Origin of the sequence: Sulfurovum sp., from assembly GCF_049668085.1 — a bacterium.
In the GTDB taxonomy this organism is placed as follows: Bacteria; Campylobacterota; Campylobacteria; order Campylobacterales; family Sulfurovaceae; genus Sulfurovum.
On record NZ_JBATIY010000030.1, the window covers coordinates 1 to 16,879 of the forward strand.

Genomic DNA, 16,879 nt, shown 5'->3' on the forward strand with positions numbered 1-16,879 from the left:
TACTTTCACTTGTCATAGTCATACTCTCTTTATTGAATAATGTTTCTTATTGCTTTTAAAGAGGTTCACAACCATATTTTTTATGCTCTTTTAAGAGCTCTGAATATCTTTTCTCTATATCTCTTAACATTTTCTTTTTATTGTTACTTACTGTAAAGCCCGGTGAAGGTAATGCTCTAGCCTTTTCTTCCAAATGGAACGCACTGGTATTTTTTACCATAGTCGTAAATACAGACAGTTCTATCAGCTCTTCATCTAAAGTATTACATTTCTCAGAAGAGAAAGTAGCGTTATCTGAAGCCGTTATTTTGTCATCCACTTGAGTAGTACTCGCAGTAATAGGTGCTTCAACATTAGATGTTTGACGTACTGGTGAAGGTTCTACATCTTTTTTCTCTGCAACTGCTGCCATTTCTTCCTTGTTGTCACTTACAGTAGTTTTTGCTACAGGCACTGCTGCAGCTTTCTTTTCTGCATGAACCGCAGTGGTATTGCTTACCTTGGTCGTAGTTTCATCCGATTTTATAGGCTTTTTTTCTCTAACAGGAGATGGCTCAGATGATAATGATGATTTACTTGTAACTGCCATTTTCTCAGCTATTTGACTAGTGCTTGTAGTCATAGGAGTTTCACAACCGTATTTTTGACTCTCTGCTGTATATTCTGCATATTTCTTATCTGCATCTCTTAGCATTTGTTTTCTATTATTACTGACTGTGATCCCTGGTGTAGATATCGCGTTCGCTTTTTCTTCTAAATGAAAAGCACTGGTGTTCTTTACTACTTCAGTAAATCTATCTAATCTCATAACTTTTTCATCAATTGCAGCACAGGGATCGGACGACAAACCAGGGCTACCTACAACAGCCATTTTATCTGTAATTGTATCCGTAATTGTATCAGTGCTTGCAATTACAAATGATGTAATGGCAAAAGAAAATAGTGTGATGAGAAATGTTTGTTTCATAAGAGATTCCTTTAAAAAATATTATAGCAGAAGCAGCTCAAATAAACGTCATCACCTTATGCTTAATATCACTTCAACCTAGACTGTGTTACTTCATCAGGTTCCACTTCACATAAAAGTGTGTCTTGTCCACAGTGACGACAAGTGGTTCTCATGGTAAATATATACCAGCCATTTTTATCTTTCAGCAGTGATTCTCCACACTTAGGGCAACGTATACGACTCCATATGATAGAAAAAATAAATATAGGTACAAAATAAAAAAGTCTGTCATAAAAGACTGCAAGTATCACTAAGGTTCCAACTACAAGGAATAAAAAAATATATTTGTAATAAGAAGGAATACACATGACCGTACTATTCCCACTCGATCGTTGCAGGAGGCTTAGAACTTATATCATAAACTACTCTGTTGATCCCGTCGATCTCATTAATGATCCTTCTGCTCATACCTTCAAGTACATCATGCGGTACATGTGCAAAAGTTGCCGTCATACCGTCCACTGATTCAACCATACGGATACATACTGTGTTGTCATAGGTACGATTGTCACCCATCACACCTACTGACTGCACATTAAGCAGTACAGTAAATGCCTGCCACACTTTGTCGTAGTAACCTGTAGCTTTAAGCTCTTCTTGCATAATGGCATCTGACTCCCTGATAAGATGTAGACCATCTTCTGTTACAGCCCCCATAGTTCTGATAGCAAGACCAGGTCCAGGGAATGGGTGTCTGCCTATCATATTTTTAGGTAATCCAAGTTCAAGTCCTAGTTTTCTTACCTCATCTTTAAAGATTTCTCTCAGTGGTTCTACCAATTCAAATGTCATCCAATCTGGAAGTCCACCTACGTTATGGTGAGATTTAATCGTTTTAGACGGCCCTTTTACGGAAACTGATTCAATGACATCTGTATAAAGAGTTCCTTGTGCCAAAAATGCAACATCTGTATGCTTTTTAGCTTCTATGTCAAAGACTTCGATGAACTTTTCACCAATCGCCTTACGTTTCGTTTCAGGATCAGATACACCTTCAAGAGCAGCCATAAACTCTTTTTTTGCATCTACAGTAATGAGTGGGATATCTAGCATTTTAAACATGGCTTGTACCTGTTCAGCTTCATCTTTACGAAGAAGTCCCTGATCAACAAACACACAAATGAGTTGCTCTTTTGGTAATGCTTCGTTGAGCATAGCCGCAACTACTGAAGAGTCTACTCCACCACTTACACCACAAAGCACTTTTTTCTCACCCACTTGTGCTCTGATGGCAGCAATCTTCTCTTTGGCAAAGCTTCCCATGTTCCATGTACTGTCACAACCACAGATATGTTTCGCAAAGTTTTTCAACATCGCTGTACCCTCTACTGAATGGTGTACTTCAGGGTGGAACTGAAATGCATATACTTTACGATTATCATCTGCTATAGCCGCATAAGGAGAGTTTTCACTTGTACCCACCACTTCAAAACCATCAGGTATCTGTTCGGCTCTATCTCCATGACTCATCCATACGATGGAGTCATCAGAAATACCTTTAAATATAGTAGAATCATTTTCAATTTTGAGTTTTGCTTTCCCGTACTCGTGATGGTCAGCTGCGACGACACTACCACCAAAATGTTGCGTAATAAGCTGCATACCATAACAGATACCCAAGATCGGCAAACCAAGATCCCACACACCTTCATCTGGTTTATAAGCATCCTCAGCATAAACAGATGCTGGACCACCTGAGAGAATAATACCTTGTGGTTTTCTAGCTTTTATATCTTCAATACTCTCACGGTAGGGTACTACTTCTGTATAGACACCACTTTCTCTTAGTTTTCTGGCGATAAGTTGTGTGTATTGTGAGCCAAAATCCAATACGAGTATAGGTACTTGTTTCATGGGGTTCCTTCTATTTTTATGGTTAAATCTTCTACATAAAAACTTAACTATAAAAATATGCTTTTCATTTCCTTGAGACAGGCTCAAGGAATAAAAAGCTCTCTAATTAGGTATAGTGAATTACGCACCGATCCCAAGAATCTGAAATTGTAGATACCAAATGGCAACAGATACAATGTAACCTATAAGTACAGTCCAAGCAAGTCTCATATGTGCACCAAATGTATAGATTCCGTGAAGTTTACCCATGACACCTACACCTGCTGCTGAACCAAATGAGATGAGTGAACCACCCACACCTGCTGTAAGTGTTACAAGCATCCACTGTGCATGAGCATCTATTCCCATATCTGGGCTTGATTTAAGTACTGCCGACATTACTGGAACGTTATCTACGATAGCAGAAAGGAATCCTACTCCAATGTTCACCGTAGTAGCACCAAACTGTGTATAGAGTGCAGTAAAGTATTCCAAGAAACCTAAAAAGTGAAGTCCACCGACTGCAGCCAAAATACCAAAGAAGAAAAGAAGTGTATCATTTTCAATTTTAGCAATAAATGAGAAGACATTTACTGTAGGGCACTCGATACCGTCACTGTCATATCTTACTTCTCTGCTCATTCTATAGATATAGAGTTTTAAAACAGCCAAACCGAACATCATTCCCCACATTGCAGGCAAATGAAGTACTTGGTGTGAAAGAACCGCTGATGCAATAGTGAAGGCAAAAAGTCCCATGATAGCCTTACCGCCTGGAGCTATTGTCACCTTTTTCTCTTCAGTTGCAAATGGAGGTGTTCCCTCTGGTATAAAACGGCTCAAAAGGAATGCAGTCACATACCATCCCAGGATAGATGCCGGGAAAAGATAAAGGAAATCAACAAATGCACCTTTACCGTCAACCCATACCATTAGCGTCGTAATATCACCAAATGGAGACCAGGCACCACCGGCATTCGCTGCAACAACAATATTCACCGCCGAAGGGACGATAAACGCTTTATTGGTTTTATCGATCGTGATCAAGACTGTAGACAGGATCAATGCGGTAGTAAGGTTATCTGCAATAGGAGAGATGAAGAAAGCTAAAATTCCCGTGATCCAGAACAGTTTTTTATAATCATACCCTTTTGAAACAAGATTGTAACGTAACGCAGAAAATACATTTCTGTCGATCATCGCCTCGATGTACGTCATAGCAACAAAGAGGAAGAAGAATATCCCTGCGATCTCAAAAATAAGTATCTCTATTTCATGGTGTAAATGTTTACCGTCTAAACCATTCATGGCATAATACACACCAATTAATATAAAGATAAGTGTTCCTGCAAAAAGTGCCGGTTTTGCTTTGTTTATATGGTATTTATCTTCCGCTGCAATAAAATAATATCCTACGACGAATATCACAAGTGAAGCGATCCCCACCCATGTTGTTGTCAAATCTGTGTGCAAAATCTCTGTTGTCATCAATTGTTCTCCTAATTCTTTAGTGTGCCATATTTCTCTATGCATTTAATTTAGATAGATTCCATATAGTGCGAGCCTAAAGATTCTTTTCTTGCAAGTGCTGCATCTACAATGGCAGAAGCAGTATTTAGTCTAAGTTTAAGCAATCGGCCTATCTCTTTATTTTTCATATCATAAATGAGATTTTTCGCTTCATGCAAGCCTTTTGTCGTCCTGATAATACCTATATCATCCCACATCACTTGACGTAGTTTTTGTTTATAGATTTTATCATTTTCTTTGTGCAGAATATTACCGTAATCTTTCTCAAATTTAGGTGTTTTAATAGCTTTATGTTCTTTAGAAAGTAAATGCTCCACAGCACGCTTAGCAAACACCACTCCCTCTAATAGTGAATTTGAGGCAAGACGGTTCGCTCCGTGTACGCCGGTTCTAGCTGCTTCTCCTATAACATAAAGCCCCTCTATGCCTTCAATGCAACCATTTGTATCACTTTTTATACCTCCATTGGCATAATGAAATGCCGGAGAGATAGATATTTTGTCTTGAGGAAACTTATAACCAAGCGCACCGAAAGTGTGTGTAATATTAGGGAAACGATGTTCAAACCATTTCTCTTCGAACATAGAAAAATCAAGATAAGCTTTTTGTCCCGTTTTTCGTTTATGATTGAAAATACCACGAGCCACGATATCCCGGCTTGCCAGTTCCCCTCTTTCATCATAGTCAAATAAAAAACGTCTTCCATCTTCATCCACCACATGTGCACCCTCACCTCTGAGTGCCTCTGTTAACAAAAGTTTTCTTGCAAAAGGTGTATCTACAAATACAGTGGGATGGAACTGCATAAATTCCATATCTGCAAGTTCTATACCCTTCTCTACGCAGATACCATGGATATCTGCACTGACAGTACGAGAGTTTGTATTGTACGCATAGAGTGAGCCTATACCTCCAGATGCAATGATCACATCATCTGCATAGATGGTTGTGGGTTCATAATTCACCGTTGCTTTTACCCCAAAACATCTGCCATCTTCTATAAGCAGATCATAGACCAATGTATTCTTTTGAAGCTGGTGTTTATTTTGCACCATCATAAAGTAATGCATATAACGTCCCGTAGCATCACCACCAGCATGGATAATACGCTCCACCGAATGTGCTGCCTCCTTGGTATACAGAAGATTCCCCTCTTCACCTCTATCAAATTCCATACCTTTTTGAATGATATCAGGAGTCGTTTCCAGTGAAGTACGTGAGAGTATCTCCACAGCTTCTTTATTATTATGATAGGAACCTGCTGCCATAGTATCTTCAACATGCAGAGGAATATCAGCTTCATCCAAAGCTGTCGTCATACCTCCTTGGGCATAAAAAGTATTACACTCCCATGGGATATCTTTACACACGACTAACACTTTTTTGCTAGCAGGAAGTTGCATCGCAGCATATAACCCTGCAATACCCGCACCTATGATAAGTACATCATACTTCTGCATATTTAACCTTCTGTCTTAAGGCTTGAGTTGTTCTCTACGGTATCTTCTACATAAACAGGATTTGTTTTATACCCACATCCTGTCAAGATGATACAGCAAAGTGATGTTATAATCGCTTTATGAAAAACGCCAGTATGATTTTGTCTCATTTATCTTCTCAACCTCACTTTAAATCATTAAAACGGCAGGAGTGTTACCAAAAATATATCAATCTTCTAAGTTCCAAATGGCAAAAAGCTGTTGCCTTTGTATACATCAAAGATGAGACACTCTTCATAGCGGTCACACATCCTGGCTTTAAAATGGAGCTTAATTATAATAGAGATTTATTAAAAAGCCTATTAACTCAGCTGAACAGACACGATCAAACGTGCAAGACGATGCAAGCAGAAAAAGTTGTGGTATTTCACAGTAAATATCATGCTATGCCTCAAGAAAAAGCTTCTTACGAGAGTGTGCCCCATTATCATGAACGTGCTGAAGGAAATTTTGATACACCTTCTGACGAAGAACTCAAAGAAAAATTTGAACGTATCAAAAGCATTGTTACATGCAAGCAGTAATTCAAAACCTACCCTCCTGTGCAGGTGTGTACCAATATTTTGATTCAAATGGAAAACTACTTTATGTAGGAAAAGCCAAAAACCTTAAGAACAGAGTCAAAAGCTACTGGCGTTTTAATCCTGAATTTAAACCCAATGAAACACAAAGTTCACGTATCATCAAAATGTTATATGAAGCCATATCCCTAGAGTACATCGTTGTCGAAACAGAAGAAGATGCTCTTATCCTGGAAAACTCTCTTATCAAACAACTTAAACCTAAGTACAATATTTTACTTCGTGATGACAAAACATACCCCTATATCTATATTGATGAGTCTGCAGCATACCCAAGGTTCGAAATCACTCGTAAAGTCATCAAAGGGAAGCACATCACCTATTATGGTCCTTTCCCCACTGGAGGGAAAGCCCTGCTCGATGCACTCTATGAAGTCTATCCACTTGTACAAAAAAAGTCTTGTCTAAGAGAAGGGAAAGCCTGTCTCTTCTACCAGATCAAAAAATGTCTTGCTCCCTGTGAATCAAAAGTGACACCTGAAGCCTATGAAGAGATAGTTATTCAAGCCAAAACATCTATAGTTAAACGTAAAAACCTTATCTCTACCCTTGAAGAGAGAATGACAGACCTGGCCATGCAGGAACGCTATGAAGAGGCCGCTTCTATCCGAGATAATATAGGGGCAATCTCTTCACTAACCATCTCATCGAATATAGATTTAGCCAATGCTCTCAATCTTGATATTTTTGCCATACAAAATGGAGATGAAAAAGGTGTTATAGTCAAACTTTTCATGCGTGACGGAAAGATCATCTCTTCAGCCTACTCATACTTCAGACATACCCATATCTTTGATGAAAATGAAGCATATAAACAAGCCTTGCTGGAATTTTATACCATTGACAGTCCCAATATAAGTAAACAAATTCTCACAGCCCATACGTTTGAAGACTCCAAGCAAGTAGCCACAACGCTTTCAGACCGTTTTGGCAGAAAAATAGAAATACTCACGCCACAGCGTGGACCTAAAGCCAAACTGATCTCGTTGGCAATGCAAAACTGTGAAGAGCTGTTGCGTAAAACACAAAATGATACAGTTATGGAACAAAAAATAGCAGATCTATTTGACCTTTCGGTCATTCCATACCGTATAGAAACATTTGACAACTCACACCTTATGGGTGCCGCTACGGTAGGGGGTATGGTTGTTTGGGATGAGAACGACTGGGACAAAAATACTTACAGACGATACACTTTACATGAACGGGATGAATATGGACAGATGAAAGAGATGCTCTCTAGACGTATTGAAAATTTCAAAGAAGAACCTGCTCCTGACCTATGGATACTTGATGGGGGACAAGCCAATCTAAACCTTGCAAAAACACTTTTAAAAGCTGCCAATGTAAATCTAGACGTGATCGCCATAGCAAAGGAAAAACTTGATGCTAAAGCATATCGTGCAAAAGGGGCAGCCAAAGACATGATCTATACATCTCATGGATTGTTTGAACTCAAATCAAATGACAAACGTCTTCACTGGATTCAACGACAAAGAGATGAAGCTCATCGTTATGCCATTGCTTACCATCAAAACAAAAAACGTAAAGAAGATACACAAATCTCACTGCTCAATAAAAAAGGTATTGGTAAAGCAACTGTTAAAAAATTAATTGATTATTTTGGAACATTTGAGGCTATAGAAAATGCATCACAAGAAGAAATTGAGAAAGTTACAAATAAGAAAATTTCAAACATTATTAAAAATTATAATCCATAATCCTACATAATTTAATATTTTTTACTAAAAGATTCTCATATTCATTCTATTTTTAGTTTAATTGTTATAGAGTTTTAGTAGTAGTGCTATGTTTATAATATCTGTTGACTTGAATGTTCTAGTCGATATTATGTTATTCATAACTCTAAGTTAAAAAGCTAAACTCATTGTGAAGTGAGGACAGAAAACCGTGGGTCTCTAGAAGATTGCCAGGTTGCAGGCAGTAAACTTTCTAACTTTGAGTTTACTGGGACTACACTTCTTAATTTTGACATACTATGAAAAGGGGAAAAGAATACTATGAAGAGACCTGATCCAATTGATGAAGAGTATATCTTTGAAAAAGGCTTGATCGTTAGTTCAACTGATTTAAAAGGTATCATTACCTATGCAAACAGAAAATTCTGCGAGATAGCAGGATATACGAAAGATGAGCTACAAGGCAAGAACCATAATATTGTCAGACATCCAGATATGCCAAAAGCGGCATGTCAAGAAGTTTGGGACACGATACAGAGTGGGAAAGAGTGGACGGGTATTGTGAAGAACTTAAGAAAAGATGGTAGATATTATTGGGTATATTCACATATTTCTCCTATTATTGTCGATGGAGAGATCACTGGTTATACGGCTGCAAGAAGACCCGCATCTGAGACAGAAGTTGCAGAGAGTATTCCTATTTATAGGGATTTGATAGAAAAAGAAAGTAACTAAAGAGGAGTTGTTGATAAAATGTACTACATACTAAATGAAACAAATCAAATTATTGCTGCTGATGATAATTTGTTAGAATTATGTGGTTTATCTCATATAGATGAACTGTCTTTAAAAATTGCATTAGGCGATATAAAGTTTGATTTTGCATCTGAAACAGATCTAATCATCACAACTGACAATAATGATAAAACATTCCCTGTATCTAAAAGCTCTCTGTCAAGTATGCTTGGTCATCTTACATTGGTAACTGTACAGGCAGAAGAAAAAGAGGCTGAGCAGAGTAGCGCGACTCTGGATTTAGACTCAGATCTCATTTCTTATGGATCTGACACAGATGATACAGTTAAAGAACTTGAAACTGTCGAAGATGAGAGCGAATTATTTGATCTTGTACTGGAAGAGAAAGCCGAAGAGAACATAGAGAAAATTGAAGATTCTCTCAATCTCTTATCTGAAGATGCAGAGACATTTGATCTAGGACTATCTGAAGAAAAGACAGAAGCTGTCACTGATGACAATACCGAAATTCTGATAGACATAGAGAGGATCAGTCAACAGATCGGTGTTTCTCATGAAGACTACGATACGTTCCTTGATGAATATATCGATACCGCATTAGGGCTAGAACAGGACCTCCAAAGTACTGATAAGGATAAACGTTCAAATGCTGTTGCCACACTGTCTCATCTTAGTGACGTACTACAACTTCCTGTAGTGGGAGACATCATAAAAAGAATGGCTACCGATGAGAAGAAAGAAACAGTAGAATCATTTTACGCTGCACTCTCTAGATTAACAACATCAGCTCAGAATATACAAGAAGAAAAGGAAATAGACCTCTCTGATATACAACAAGAAGTAAAAGAAGAACCTACTCCGGTAGTCAATGAAAACAGTTTTGGTACTATCAGTCTTGACGATGTAAAACCTATTCATTTTGACTTTCAACTTGAAGAAGCTGCGAATGATCTATCGTTACCTGTAGAACTTATCGAAGAGTTTGTTCATGACTTTATCGAACAAGGGCATATAGAGACAAAAAATATGTTAAAAGCCTATGAAGAAGGTAACTTGGACGCGATTCAAAAGATAGGACATTTACTGAAAGGTGCATCTAGTAACCTTCGTATCAAGGAACTGTCAGATACACTTTATAAAATACAATTCTGTGAAGACAGTAATGATCTTGAACATCTTATCAAAGATTACTGGGGACACTTTTTGTCTTTCGAAATTCAAATAAATGCACTAGCAAAATAAAAGGAATAAACTATGACTATTCGTAATAGACTTAAACTTATTGGACTCGTACCAATTACCCTACTCATTCTACTATCAAGTTATTTCTTTATAACTACATACCTGAACTTTGAGAAAGCAAATGCACTTAAAACGACATTGATCAACAATGCCGCTTTGGATAAAGCATTTATCAATATAGGTAAAGAAAGTGGATTGACTGCTTTATACCTGGGAAGTGATAAAAAAGCGTTTGCCGAACCCCTCAAAAAACAACGAGAAGCTTTAGATGAAGCTTTCGAAGATGCCAAATATGAGATCATTACTGAAAATACAGCATACCTTCCTGCCTTACTTGAACTTTTAGGTGAGCAAAAAACGGAAGCCTTTGACCCTTATAAAAAGCTTTTAGCAAATATAGGTAAACTTTCGGAATCAAGAGCAAGAATAGATACAGAAGATGTAAACTTTAAAGATATCTATTTTACAGACTATGCAGCCAGACTATCTACACCTGTACTTGACAAACTTTTAACAGTAAAGAACTATTCACTTGATACAGAAATGTCATCGATCATTTCGACACTGATACAGCTTTATACTGCTAAAGAGAATGCAGGATTGGAAAGAGGATTTATCTCATACTACATGGCTAAAAGATCTTCTATGGCATTTGATGAAATTGCTTTATGGGATGAGTTTAAAACAAAAGCAAATATTTTTGATATTAAACAAGTAACCAATCCGGTCTTACGTGAACAACTTGAAAAAGTACTCTTCAATGATCAGGCAAAAGAGACCATGAATGAACTTGGTTTGACATCATCTGCGATTCAAACAGATATCGATAATGGTGACTATGCTGAAGATGTTATGGACTGGTTTGCACTTCAAACACAAAAGGTCGCATTGCTTTCAAAAGCAGAACTTGTGGTTTCAAATGCTTTATGGAAAATGAGTGATATCTATCTTCAAAAGCAACTTTTACTTCTTGGTATTGCGGCAGCTATCTGGTTGCTAAGTTTTATTTTGGCTTATCTAGGATACACAACGGCAAGAGATATTACACGAAACATTAAAGAGCTTGAAGACGTACTTAACAAAGCTGTTGAGGAAATGAAAGCCAGTGATGAATATTTTGCATCTGATGCACATGCCATTGAAAATATTGACCTTGATACACATGAAGGTACAAAAGAAGCCTATAAATTCCTTGAGGAACTTGTTGAAACAGCAAAAGATGATAAACTTATTGCGCTTCAGGCCAATGAAGCGAAATCTCTTTTCCTTGCAAATATGTCACATGAAATTCGTACACCGCTGAACGGTATCGTTGGATTTACGGAAATCTTACGTAGTACAGATCTTTCTGAAGAGCAAGAAGAATTCCTTTCTATTATTGATAAGAGTTCTGAAAACCTTCTTAGCATTATCAACAACATTCTTGACCTTTCAAAAATTGAAAGTAATAAAATTGAGATTGAGAATATCGTATTTGATGCAGCTGAAGAGTTTGAAAGTGCAGTGGAAACCTATGCAGTAGCTGCAACAGAGAAAAATATTGATATGAACTACTATATGGATCCAACGATCTCTGCAAAACTCAAGGGTGATCCTACGAAGATCAAAGAGATCGTTATTAACCTTCTCTCAAATGCTGTTAAATTTACTAGTTACGGTGGAGAGATCAACCTTGAGATACTAAAAGTTACTGATGCTAATGGTGAAAATAGAGTCCAGTTTACAGTAAAAGATAATGGTATCGGTATGACTAAAGATCAACAATCTCGTATTTTTGATGCCTTCTCACAAGCTGATGTATCGGTTACAAGAAAGTATGGTGGTACAGGTCTTGGTCTTACTATTTCTAGTCAGTTCGTTGAACTTATGGGTGGAAAACTTGAACTTGAAAGTGCTAAGGATCATGGTACATCATTCTTCTTCTCATTACCATTAGAAGAAGTTACATCAACAGAAGTAAATTATGCCCATGCATTTACTGATCTTACTATCGGTAAATATGAGCAGGATATTCCAACAAAGCTAGACAACTATCTAGAAAAATACTTTGAATACTTTGGTCCAACAGTAAAACATTTTGAATCTATAGGAGAGCTCAAAGAGCTTGATTATAATGATACTTGTAAAAATTACTGGGTTGATATAGACAAAGCAAGACAGAATATGTTAGATGCTATCCAAAATATGGATAAATCTAAACTTATTGTTATCGCAAATGTCACAAGCCGTAATAAAATTGAAGAACTTGGTATTGATCAAAGTAATGTTATCTTTAAACCAGTCACCCTGAGCAAACTCAAAACTGTATTGAGCAATACTGCAACTGTCACACCTCAACTTATTGAAGAATCTGTAGCAACACAAGAGACTAAATTTGACGCCAAAGTATTGGTTACTGAAGATAATATCATTAACCAAAAACTTATTAAACGTATACTTGAGGAGCATGGTATCACTGTTGATATCGCGAATAATGGTCTTGAATCATTTGAAAAACGTAGAAGTGGAAACTATGATCTACTCTTTATGGATATTCAAATGCCGGTTATGGATGGTATTGAAGCGACTCATGAGATCCTTGACTACGAAGAGGATGAAGAGTTGCCACATATCCCTATCGTAGCATTAACAGCAAATGCACTTAAGGGTGATAGAGAGAGATTCTTGAGTGAAGGTATGGATGAGTACATCACTAAACCGATTGAAACCACAGAGTTACTCTACGTACTTAATAAGTTCTTGTCAGATAAAGCAAGCAGTCATACTAAAGCACCTGCTAAAGCAAAAGAACCTGTTGTTGAAGAAAAAATTGTTCAAGAGCCTGAAGAGGTTGTCACTCCTGTGAATTATATGGATGACGAACCACTAGCACTAAATATAGAAGAGCCTACAGTAGATCTTACTGAGACTCCACAAGCCAAGAGGATCTTAGTTGCTAAGAAATTTTTACTAGCACGTAGAGTTTTTGCAAAAGTATTGGAGAACCTTGGTCATGAGTATGATGCTTTAGATGACATGAGTATGCTAGAAAATACATTGGCATCTGGTAACTATGACATACTCTTTGCTGATGTCGATTTGATTACAGATCGTATTAGTGACTCTAATCAAAATATAGCTATAATCACGTCAAGTGATTCAAACAATCCTCTAGAGATTGCGATACAAAAAGGTGAAACCATCTCAAGTACAGCGTCTAAAGAAGAAACAGAAAATATAATTACTAAGTATAGAGGATAATAAATATGGCATTAAAAGTACTCGTGGTAGATGATGACTTCATCAACAGAAAACTCATACAGACTCTTTTGAAAAAGAATCCGAAGGTAGCAGAAGTTGTAGAAGCAGAGAATGGTTCTGACGCATTAGATAAAATGAAAAAAGATCCTAGTATCAATCTAATACTCTTAGATATTATGATGCCAGTTGTAGATGGAATAGAGTTTTTGAAGATCTTCAGATCTGATATGTCAAATGCACATGTACCTGTGATCGTACTGTCTACAGATGACACTCGTAAGACAGAGGTATACGATAATGGTGCAAATGACTTCTTGCGTAAACCTGTTTTGCAAGGCGCACTATATGAAAAAATAGATCAGTGGACTGATTGATTTCTTCACATACATGTTTGAGCTAGCTTTTTTAAGCTGGCCAAACACACTAAAAACTTCCCCTTATTTTACAAATATTTCTTTCAACACTTCTTCAATACGGGAAACACCTATAATATTTACATTATTTTTTACTTCATCCGGTATATCATCTAGATCACGTTCATAGTTTTTCATTGGGATCAATGCTTTTTTAACACCTGCTTTATATGCAGCGATGAGCTTCTCTTTAAGTCCACCTATAGGCAGTACTTTCCCTGTCAGTGTTACTTCACCTGTCATAGCCACTTTATTGTCTATCTTTTGTCCGCTCAAGATAGAAGAGATAGCACTCACCATGGCTATACCTGCACTCGGACCATCTTTAGGTGTAGCACCTTCAGGTACGTGAATATGAAGATCATAACGCTTATAGACCTCACTTGGATCTACCGTAATACGCTCTTCTCTCTCTTTTGCAGAGTGTGGTATGATAGAAGGTGAAATAGCAAGATCTCCATTGTCTATAAGTATCTTGACTACAGAGTGAGCGATACGTACAGATTCTTTCATCACATCACCAAGACTACCGGTCAGCTGCAAGGCACCCTTCCCTTTGATCTTGATCGCTTCTATCGTGAGAACATCACCACCGACTGCTGTCCAAGCCAATCCACTGACAACCCCGACTTGTGGCTTACTGTCAACTAAAGAAATTTCAAAAACTTTTTTATCTGTAAATTTCTCTAAGTTCTTTTTTGAAATACTTATCCCATTTTTTGTTTTGTCTTCCAAAAGTTGTCTGGCACTTTTTCTCATCAAACTAGCTATTCTACGACGTAAATTACGCACACCTGCTTCTCTAGTATATTCATCTATCAAAGCCTTAAGTGCTCTATCGGTAATCGTAAATTCTCTACGCTTCAATGCATGCTTTTTAAGTTCCTGAGGTATGAGGTAACGCTTAGCAATCTCAAACTTCTCTTTTGGTGTATAAGAGTTCAACCCAATGAATTCCATTCTGTCTCGAAGAGGAGCAGGTATACGTCCGACATCATTTGCTGTCGCGATAAAAATAGCCTTACTAAGGTCAATATTAAAATTGAGATAATAATCTCTATACTTACTGTTTTGTTCAGGATCAAGAATCTCAAGCAGTGCTGCTGTAGGATCACCTCTCATACTGCGTCCTACTTTGTCTATCTCATCCAGTACTATGACAGGGTCCATACTTTTGGCTTCAATAAGTCCTTGAACCAAACGTCCAGGCATGGCGCCTACATACGTTCTTCGATGTCCTCTAAGTTCATTTACATCTTCAAGTCCACCCAGTGCCATACGCACAAGTGGTCTTCCCAATGCAGTAGCAATGGAGTTGGCAAGTGAAGTTTTTCCGACACCTGGAGGTCCTGCAAAACAGAGTATAACCCCTCCTGTCACTTTTTGTTTGATACCTCTAAGCTCTGCTAATTCACGTACAGAAAAGAACTCAACGATGCGTTCTTTGGGTTTTTCAAGTGAGTAGTGATCTTTATCAAGTTCAAGAGAGACATCTTTCACACTCAAATTTTTCTTCGTTAACTTTCCAAAAGGAAGTTCAAGTACCCACTCCAAATAACTCTGCAACACATTGGCATCTGCAGAATCAGGATGCATACGGGCAAAACGGTCTAACTGTTTACTGATCTCCTTGAAGGCATCTTCGTGCATATGCGGTTTGAGTGCAGCCACTTTTTCTCTAAAATTGGCTATCTCCTCTTCTCTTTGCGTATCCATACCCAGCTCTTGCTGGATCTCTTTGAGTTGTTCTTTAAGGAAATACTCTTTATTGGTCTGTTCTATCTTGGTATGTACCTTTGTACGTATATCACGTTGTACTTTTGCCGACTCTATTTCAGAAGTAACGATATCTATGAGACCTAATAAACGTTTTTCTATGTTGAGTTCTACATAGAGTACATACGCCACGTCTTTATCAAGTTTCAACATTGAAGAGACCAGATCAGCTATACGGTTTGGTTCATCATTCTCTTCTATGGTACGTACAAGATCTGCAGGTATTTGACTGTTTAAAGCAGAAAGTTTCTTTACTTTGTCTCTCAGTATGTCCATTAAAGCATCTGCTTTGAGTTTATTGTAACTCTCTAACGTAACGATGTCTATAATGGCACGGTTAAACGTACCCTCTTGTGGTTCAATGATCTCTCCACGTGAAAGTCCTTGAAAAAGTATCTTGACTCTACCGTCTGGTATATGTACTTTTCGCATGATTGAACCAACAACCCCTACTTTATACATGGCATCAAAATCATGTGTTCCCTCTTTTCCAGGCATAGATGAAGTGACAAAAAGTAAAGAGTTGTTTTCCATTGCATCTGTTGCAGCGTCTATATCTTTTTGATCTGTAAGAAAGATCGGGCTTATCATAAATGGGTAGAGAAAAAGTTCATCCTCAACCACTATAGGTAAGGTAGTGGGAAATGCATCATAATCGCTAAGTTGCATAATGTGGCTCCTTTAAAAATATTTAATTTTGTTTTATTGTTTATTGGGTGGGCGCATATACGCCCTTAAATTAATGCTTCTATAACACTAATGCAGCTAAAAATTAGTCGAAAATATACCCTACTATGCCTTTTTCAGGCGGAGTAATATCAGCCATTTCAACCACAGAACCTTTGTTTTTATCTCTATAGATCTTCGCTGCATCAGACTTTCCTGTACGGTCATAAAGTGCTGCGATATTTTCATTGAGAAGATATTGACTCATGTGCAATCTTATCAGCATGGTGTTAACAAGCGCTGCATAAGGGGATCCAGGATAACGGTTAATGTATACTTTAGCAGTTGAGATACTGTCCATGATCAGTTTTTGGTCCTTATAGACATCTTTAACACCCAAAAATGATGCTTTTAATTTCATAAAGTCTGTATATTCTCGACTTCCATACTCTCCAAAACGTTTATTATACTCATCCAAATAGTAGTTAGCGAGCAAATACTCTTCCTCATTCATATGTGCATGTGCAAGCATCATCAAAGAGGTCGGCATAAGCGGTGAACGGATATGCTCACTCTTAAGAGAGATAAAATACGAATCTGCCTTATCTAAATTACCATTGCTGATACTGTTAGC

General features: G+C 37.5%; 13 protein-coding genes and 1 riboswitch. Of the genes, 6 read left to right on the plus strand and 7 right to left on the minus strand.

The annotated features are described in order from the left end of the window. Positions 1-55: 55 nt before the first annotated feature. The 5 genes from WBM70_RS02220 to nadB form a co-directional block, all read right to left on the minus strand. Positions 56-967 carry a hypothetical protein gene (locus WBM70_RS02220; RefSeq protein WP_424556885.1) on the minus strand — a complete coding sequence of 304 codons (912 nt, stop codon included), beginning with the start codon at positions 965-967 and terminating at the stop codon, positions 56-58. Positions 968-1,035: 68 nt separating this feature from the next. After that, positions 1,036-1,260, minus strand: a complete 225-nt coding sequence (locus WBM70_RS02225) for a hypothetical protein (protein WP_424556886.1) — start codon at positions 1,258-1,260, stop codon at positions 1,036-1,038. 64 nt (positions 1,261-1,324) lie between these two features. After that, on the minus strand, positions 1,325-2,863 hold the full coding sequence (guaA, locus tag WBM70_RS02230) for a glutamine-hydrolyzing GMP synthase (RefSeq protein ID WP_424556887.1): 1,539 nt from the start codon (positions 2,861-2,863) through the stop codon (positions 1,325-1,327). A 120-nt stretch (positions 2,864-2,983) separates the two neighbouring features. Further along, positions 2,984-4,330, minus strand: a complete 1,347-nt coding sequence (gene nhaD, locus WBM70_RS02235; RefSeq protein ID WP_424556888.1) for a sodium:proton antiporter NhaD — start codon at positions 4,328-4,330, stop codon at positions 2,984-2,986. A 50-nt stretch (positions 4,331-4,380) separates the two neighbouring features. Beyond that, positions 4,381-5,832, minus strand: coding sequence for an L-aspartate oxidase (gene nadB, locus WBM70_RS02240; protein ID WP_424556889.1), 1,452 nt, complete (start codon positions 5,830-5,832; stop codon positions 4,381-4,383). Positions 5,833-5,951: 119 nt separating this feature from the next. Here nadB and WBM70_RS02245 point away from each other — a divergent pair, with 119 nt between their 5' ends. From WBM70_RS02245 to WBM70_RS02270, 6 genes are all read left to right on the plus strand, one after another. Next, a complete protein-coding gene (locus tag WBM70_RS02245) occupies positions 5,952-6,395 on the plus strand; it encodes a hypothetical protein (protein ID WP_424556890.1) in 444 nt (147 codons plus the stop codon). Further along, positions 6,383-8,173: an excinuclease ABC subunit UvrC gene (uvrC, locus tag WBM70_RS02250; RefSeq protein ID WP_424556891.1), complete on the plus strand. Its 1,791-nt coding sequence runs from the start codon at positions 6,383-6,385 to the stop codon at positions 8,171-8,173. The genes WBM70_RS02245 and uvrC overlap by 13 nt, the downstream gene beginning before the upstream one ends. A 147-nt stretch (positions 8,174-8,320) precedes the next feature. Beyond that, positions 8,321-8,395, plus strand: a riboswitch (cyclic di-GMP riboswitch). 78 nt (positions 8,396-8,473) lie between these two features. Continuing rightward, complete coding sequence (locus tag WBM70_RS02255) at positions 8,474-8,887, plus strand: PAS domain-containing protein (protein ID WP_424556892.1); 414 nt, start codon at positions 8,474-8,476, stop codon at positions 8,885-8,887. 18 nt (positions 8,888-8,905) lie between these two features. Then, entirely contained in the window at positions 8,906-10,150 is a 1,245-nt protein-coding gene (locus WBM70_RS02260) for a hypothetical protein (RefSeq protein ID WP_424556893.1), read from the plus strand. A gap of 12 nt (positions 10,151-10,162) precedes the next feature. Further along, on the plus strand, positions 10,163-13,390 hold the full coding sequence (locus tag WBM70_RS02265) for an ATP-binding protein (RefSeq protein WP_424556894.1): 3,228 nt from the start codon (positions 10,163-10,165) through the stop codon (positions 13,388-13,390). 5 nt (positions 13,391-13,395) lie between these two features. Then, positions 13,396-13,764 carry a response regulator gene (locus WBM70_RS02270; RefSeq protein ID WP_424556895.1) on the plus strand — a complete coding sequence of 123 codons (369 nt, stop codon included), beginning with the start codon at positions 13,396-13,398 and terminating at the stop codon, positions 13,762-13,764. A 63-nt stretch (positions 13,765-13,827) separates the two neighbouring features. On the opposite strand, the gene lon is transcribed toward WBM70_RS02270, so the two are convergent. Continuing rightward, complete coding sequence (lon, locus tag WBM70_RS02275) at positions 13,828-16,248, minus strand: endopeptidase La (RefSeq protein WP_424556896.1); 2,421 nt, start codon at positions 16,246-16,248, stop codon at positions 13,828-13,830. Positions 16,249-16,351: 103 nt separating this feature from the next. After that, a partial coding sequence (gene bamD / locus WBM70_RS02280; protein ID WP_424556897.1) for an outer membrane protein assembly factor BamD occupies positions 16,352-16,879 on the minus strand: 528 nt, incomplete at its 5' end.

Excerpts from the sequence above, each read along its gene's own strand:
- guaA (WP_424556887.1), bottom strand. The coding sequence starts at position 2,863 with ATGAAACAAGTACCTATACTCGTATTGGATTTTGGCTCACAATACACA.
- WBM70_RS02260 (WP_424556893.1), top strand. The coding sequence starts at position 8,906 with ATGTACTACATACTAAATGAAACAAATCAAATTATTGCTGCTGATGAT.
- nhaD (WP_424556888.1), bottom strand. The coding sequence starts at position 4,330 with ATGACAACAGAGATTTTGCACACAGATTTGACAACAACATGGGTGGGG.
- WBM70_RS02265 (WP_424556894.1), top strand. The coding sequence starts at position 10,163 with ATGACTATTCGTAATAGACTTAAACTTATTGGACTCGTACCAATTACC.
- WBM70_RS02220 (WP_424556885.1), bottom strand. The coding sequence starts at position 967 with ATGAAACAAACATTTCTCATCACACTATTTTCTTTTGCCATTACATCA.
- uvrC (WP_424556891.1), top strand. The coding sequence starts at position 6,383 with ATGCAAGCAGTAATTCAAAACCTACCCTCCTGTGCAGGTGTGTACCAA.
- lon (WP_424556896.1), bottom strand. The coding sequence starts at position 16,248 with ATGCAACTTAGCGATTATGATGCATTTCCCACTACCTTACCTATAGTG.
- WBM70_RS02245 (WP_424556890.1), top strand. The coding sequence starts at position 5,952 with ATGAAAAACGCCAGTATGATTTTGTCTCATTTATCTTCTCAACCTCAC.
- WBM70_RS02270 (WP_424556895.1), top strand. The coding sequence starts at position 13,396 with ATGGCATTAAAAGTACTCGTGGTAGATGATGACTTCATCAACAGAAAA.
- WBM70_RS02255 (WP_424556892.1), top strand. The coding sequence starts at position 8,474 with ATGAAGAGACCTGATCCAATTGATGAAGAGTATATCTTTGAAAAAGGC.
- nadB (WP_424556889.1), bottom strand. The coding sequence starts at position 5,832 with ATGCAGAAGTATGATGTACTTATCATAGGTGCGGGTATTGCAGGGTTA.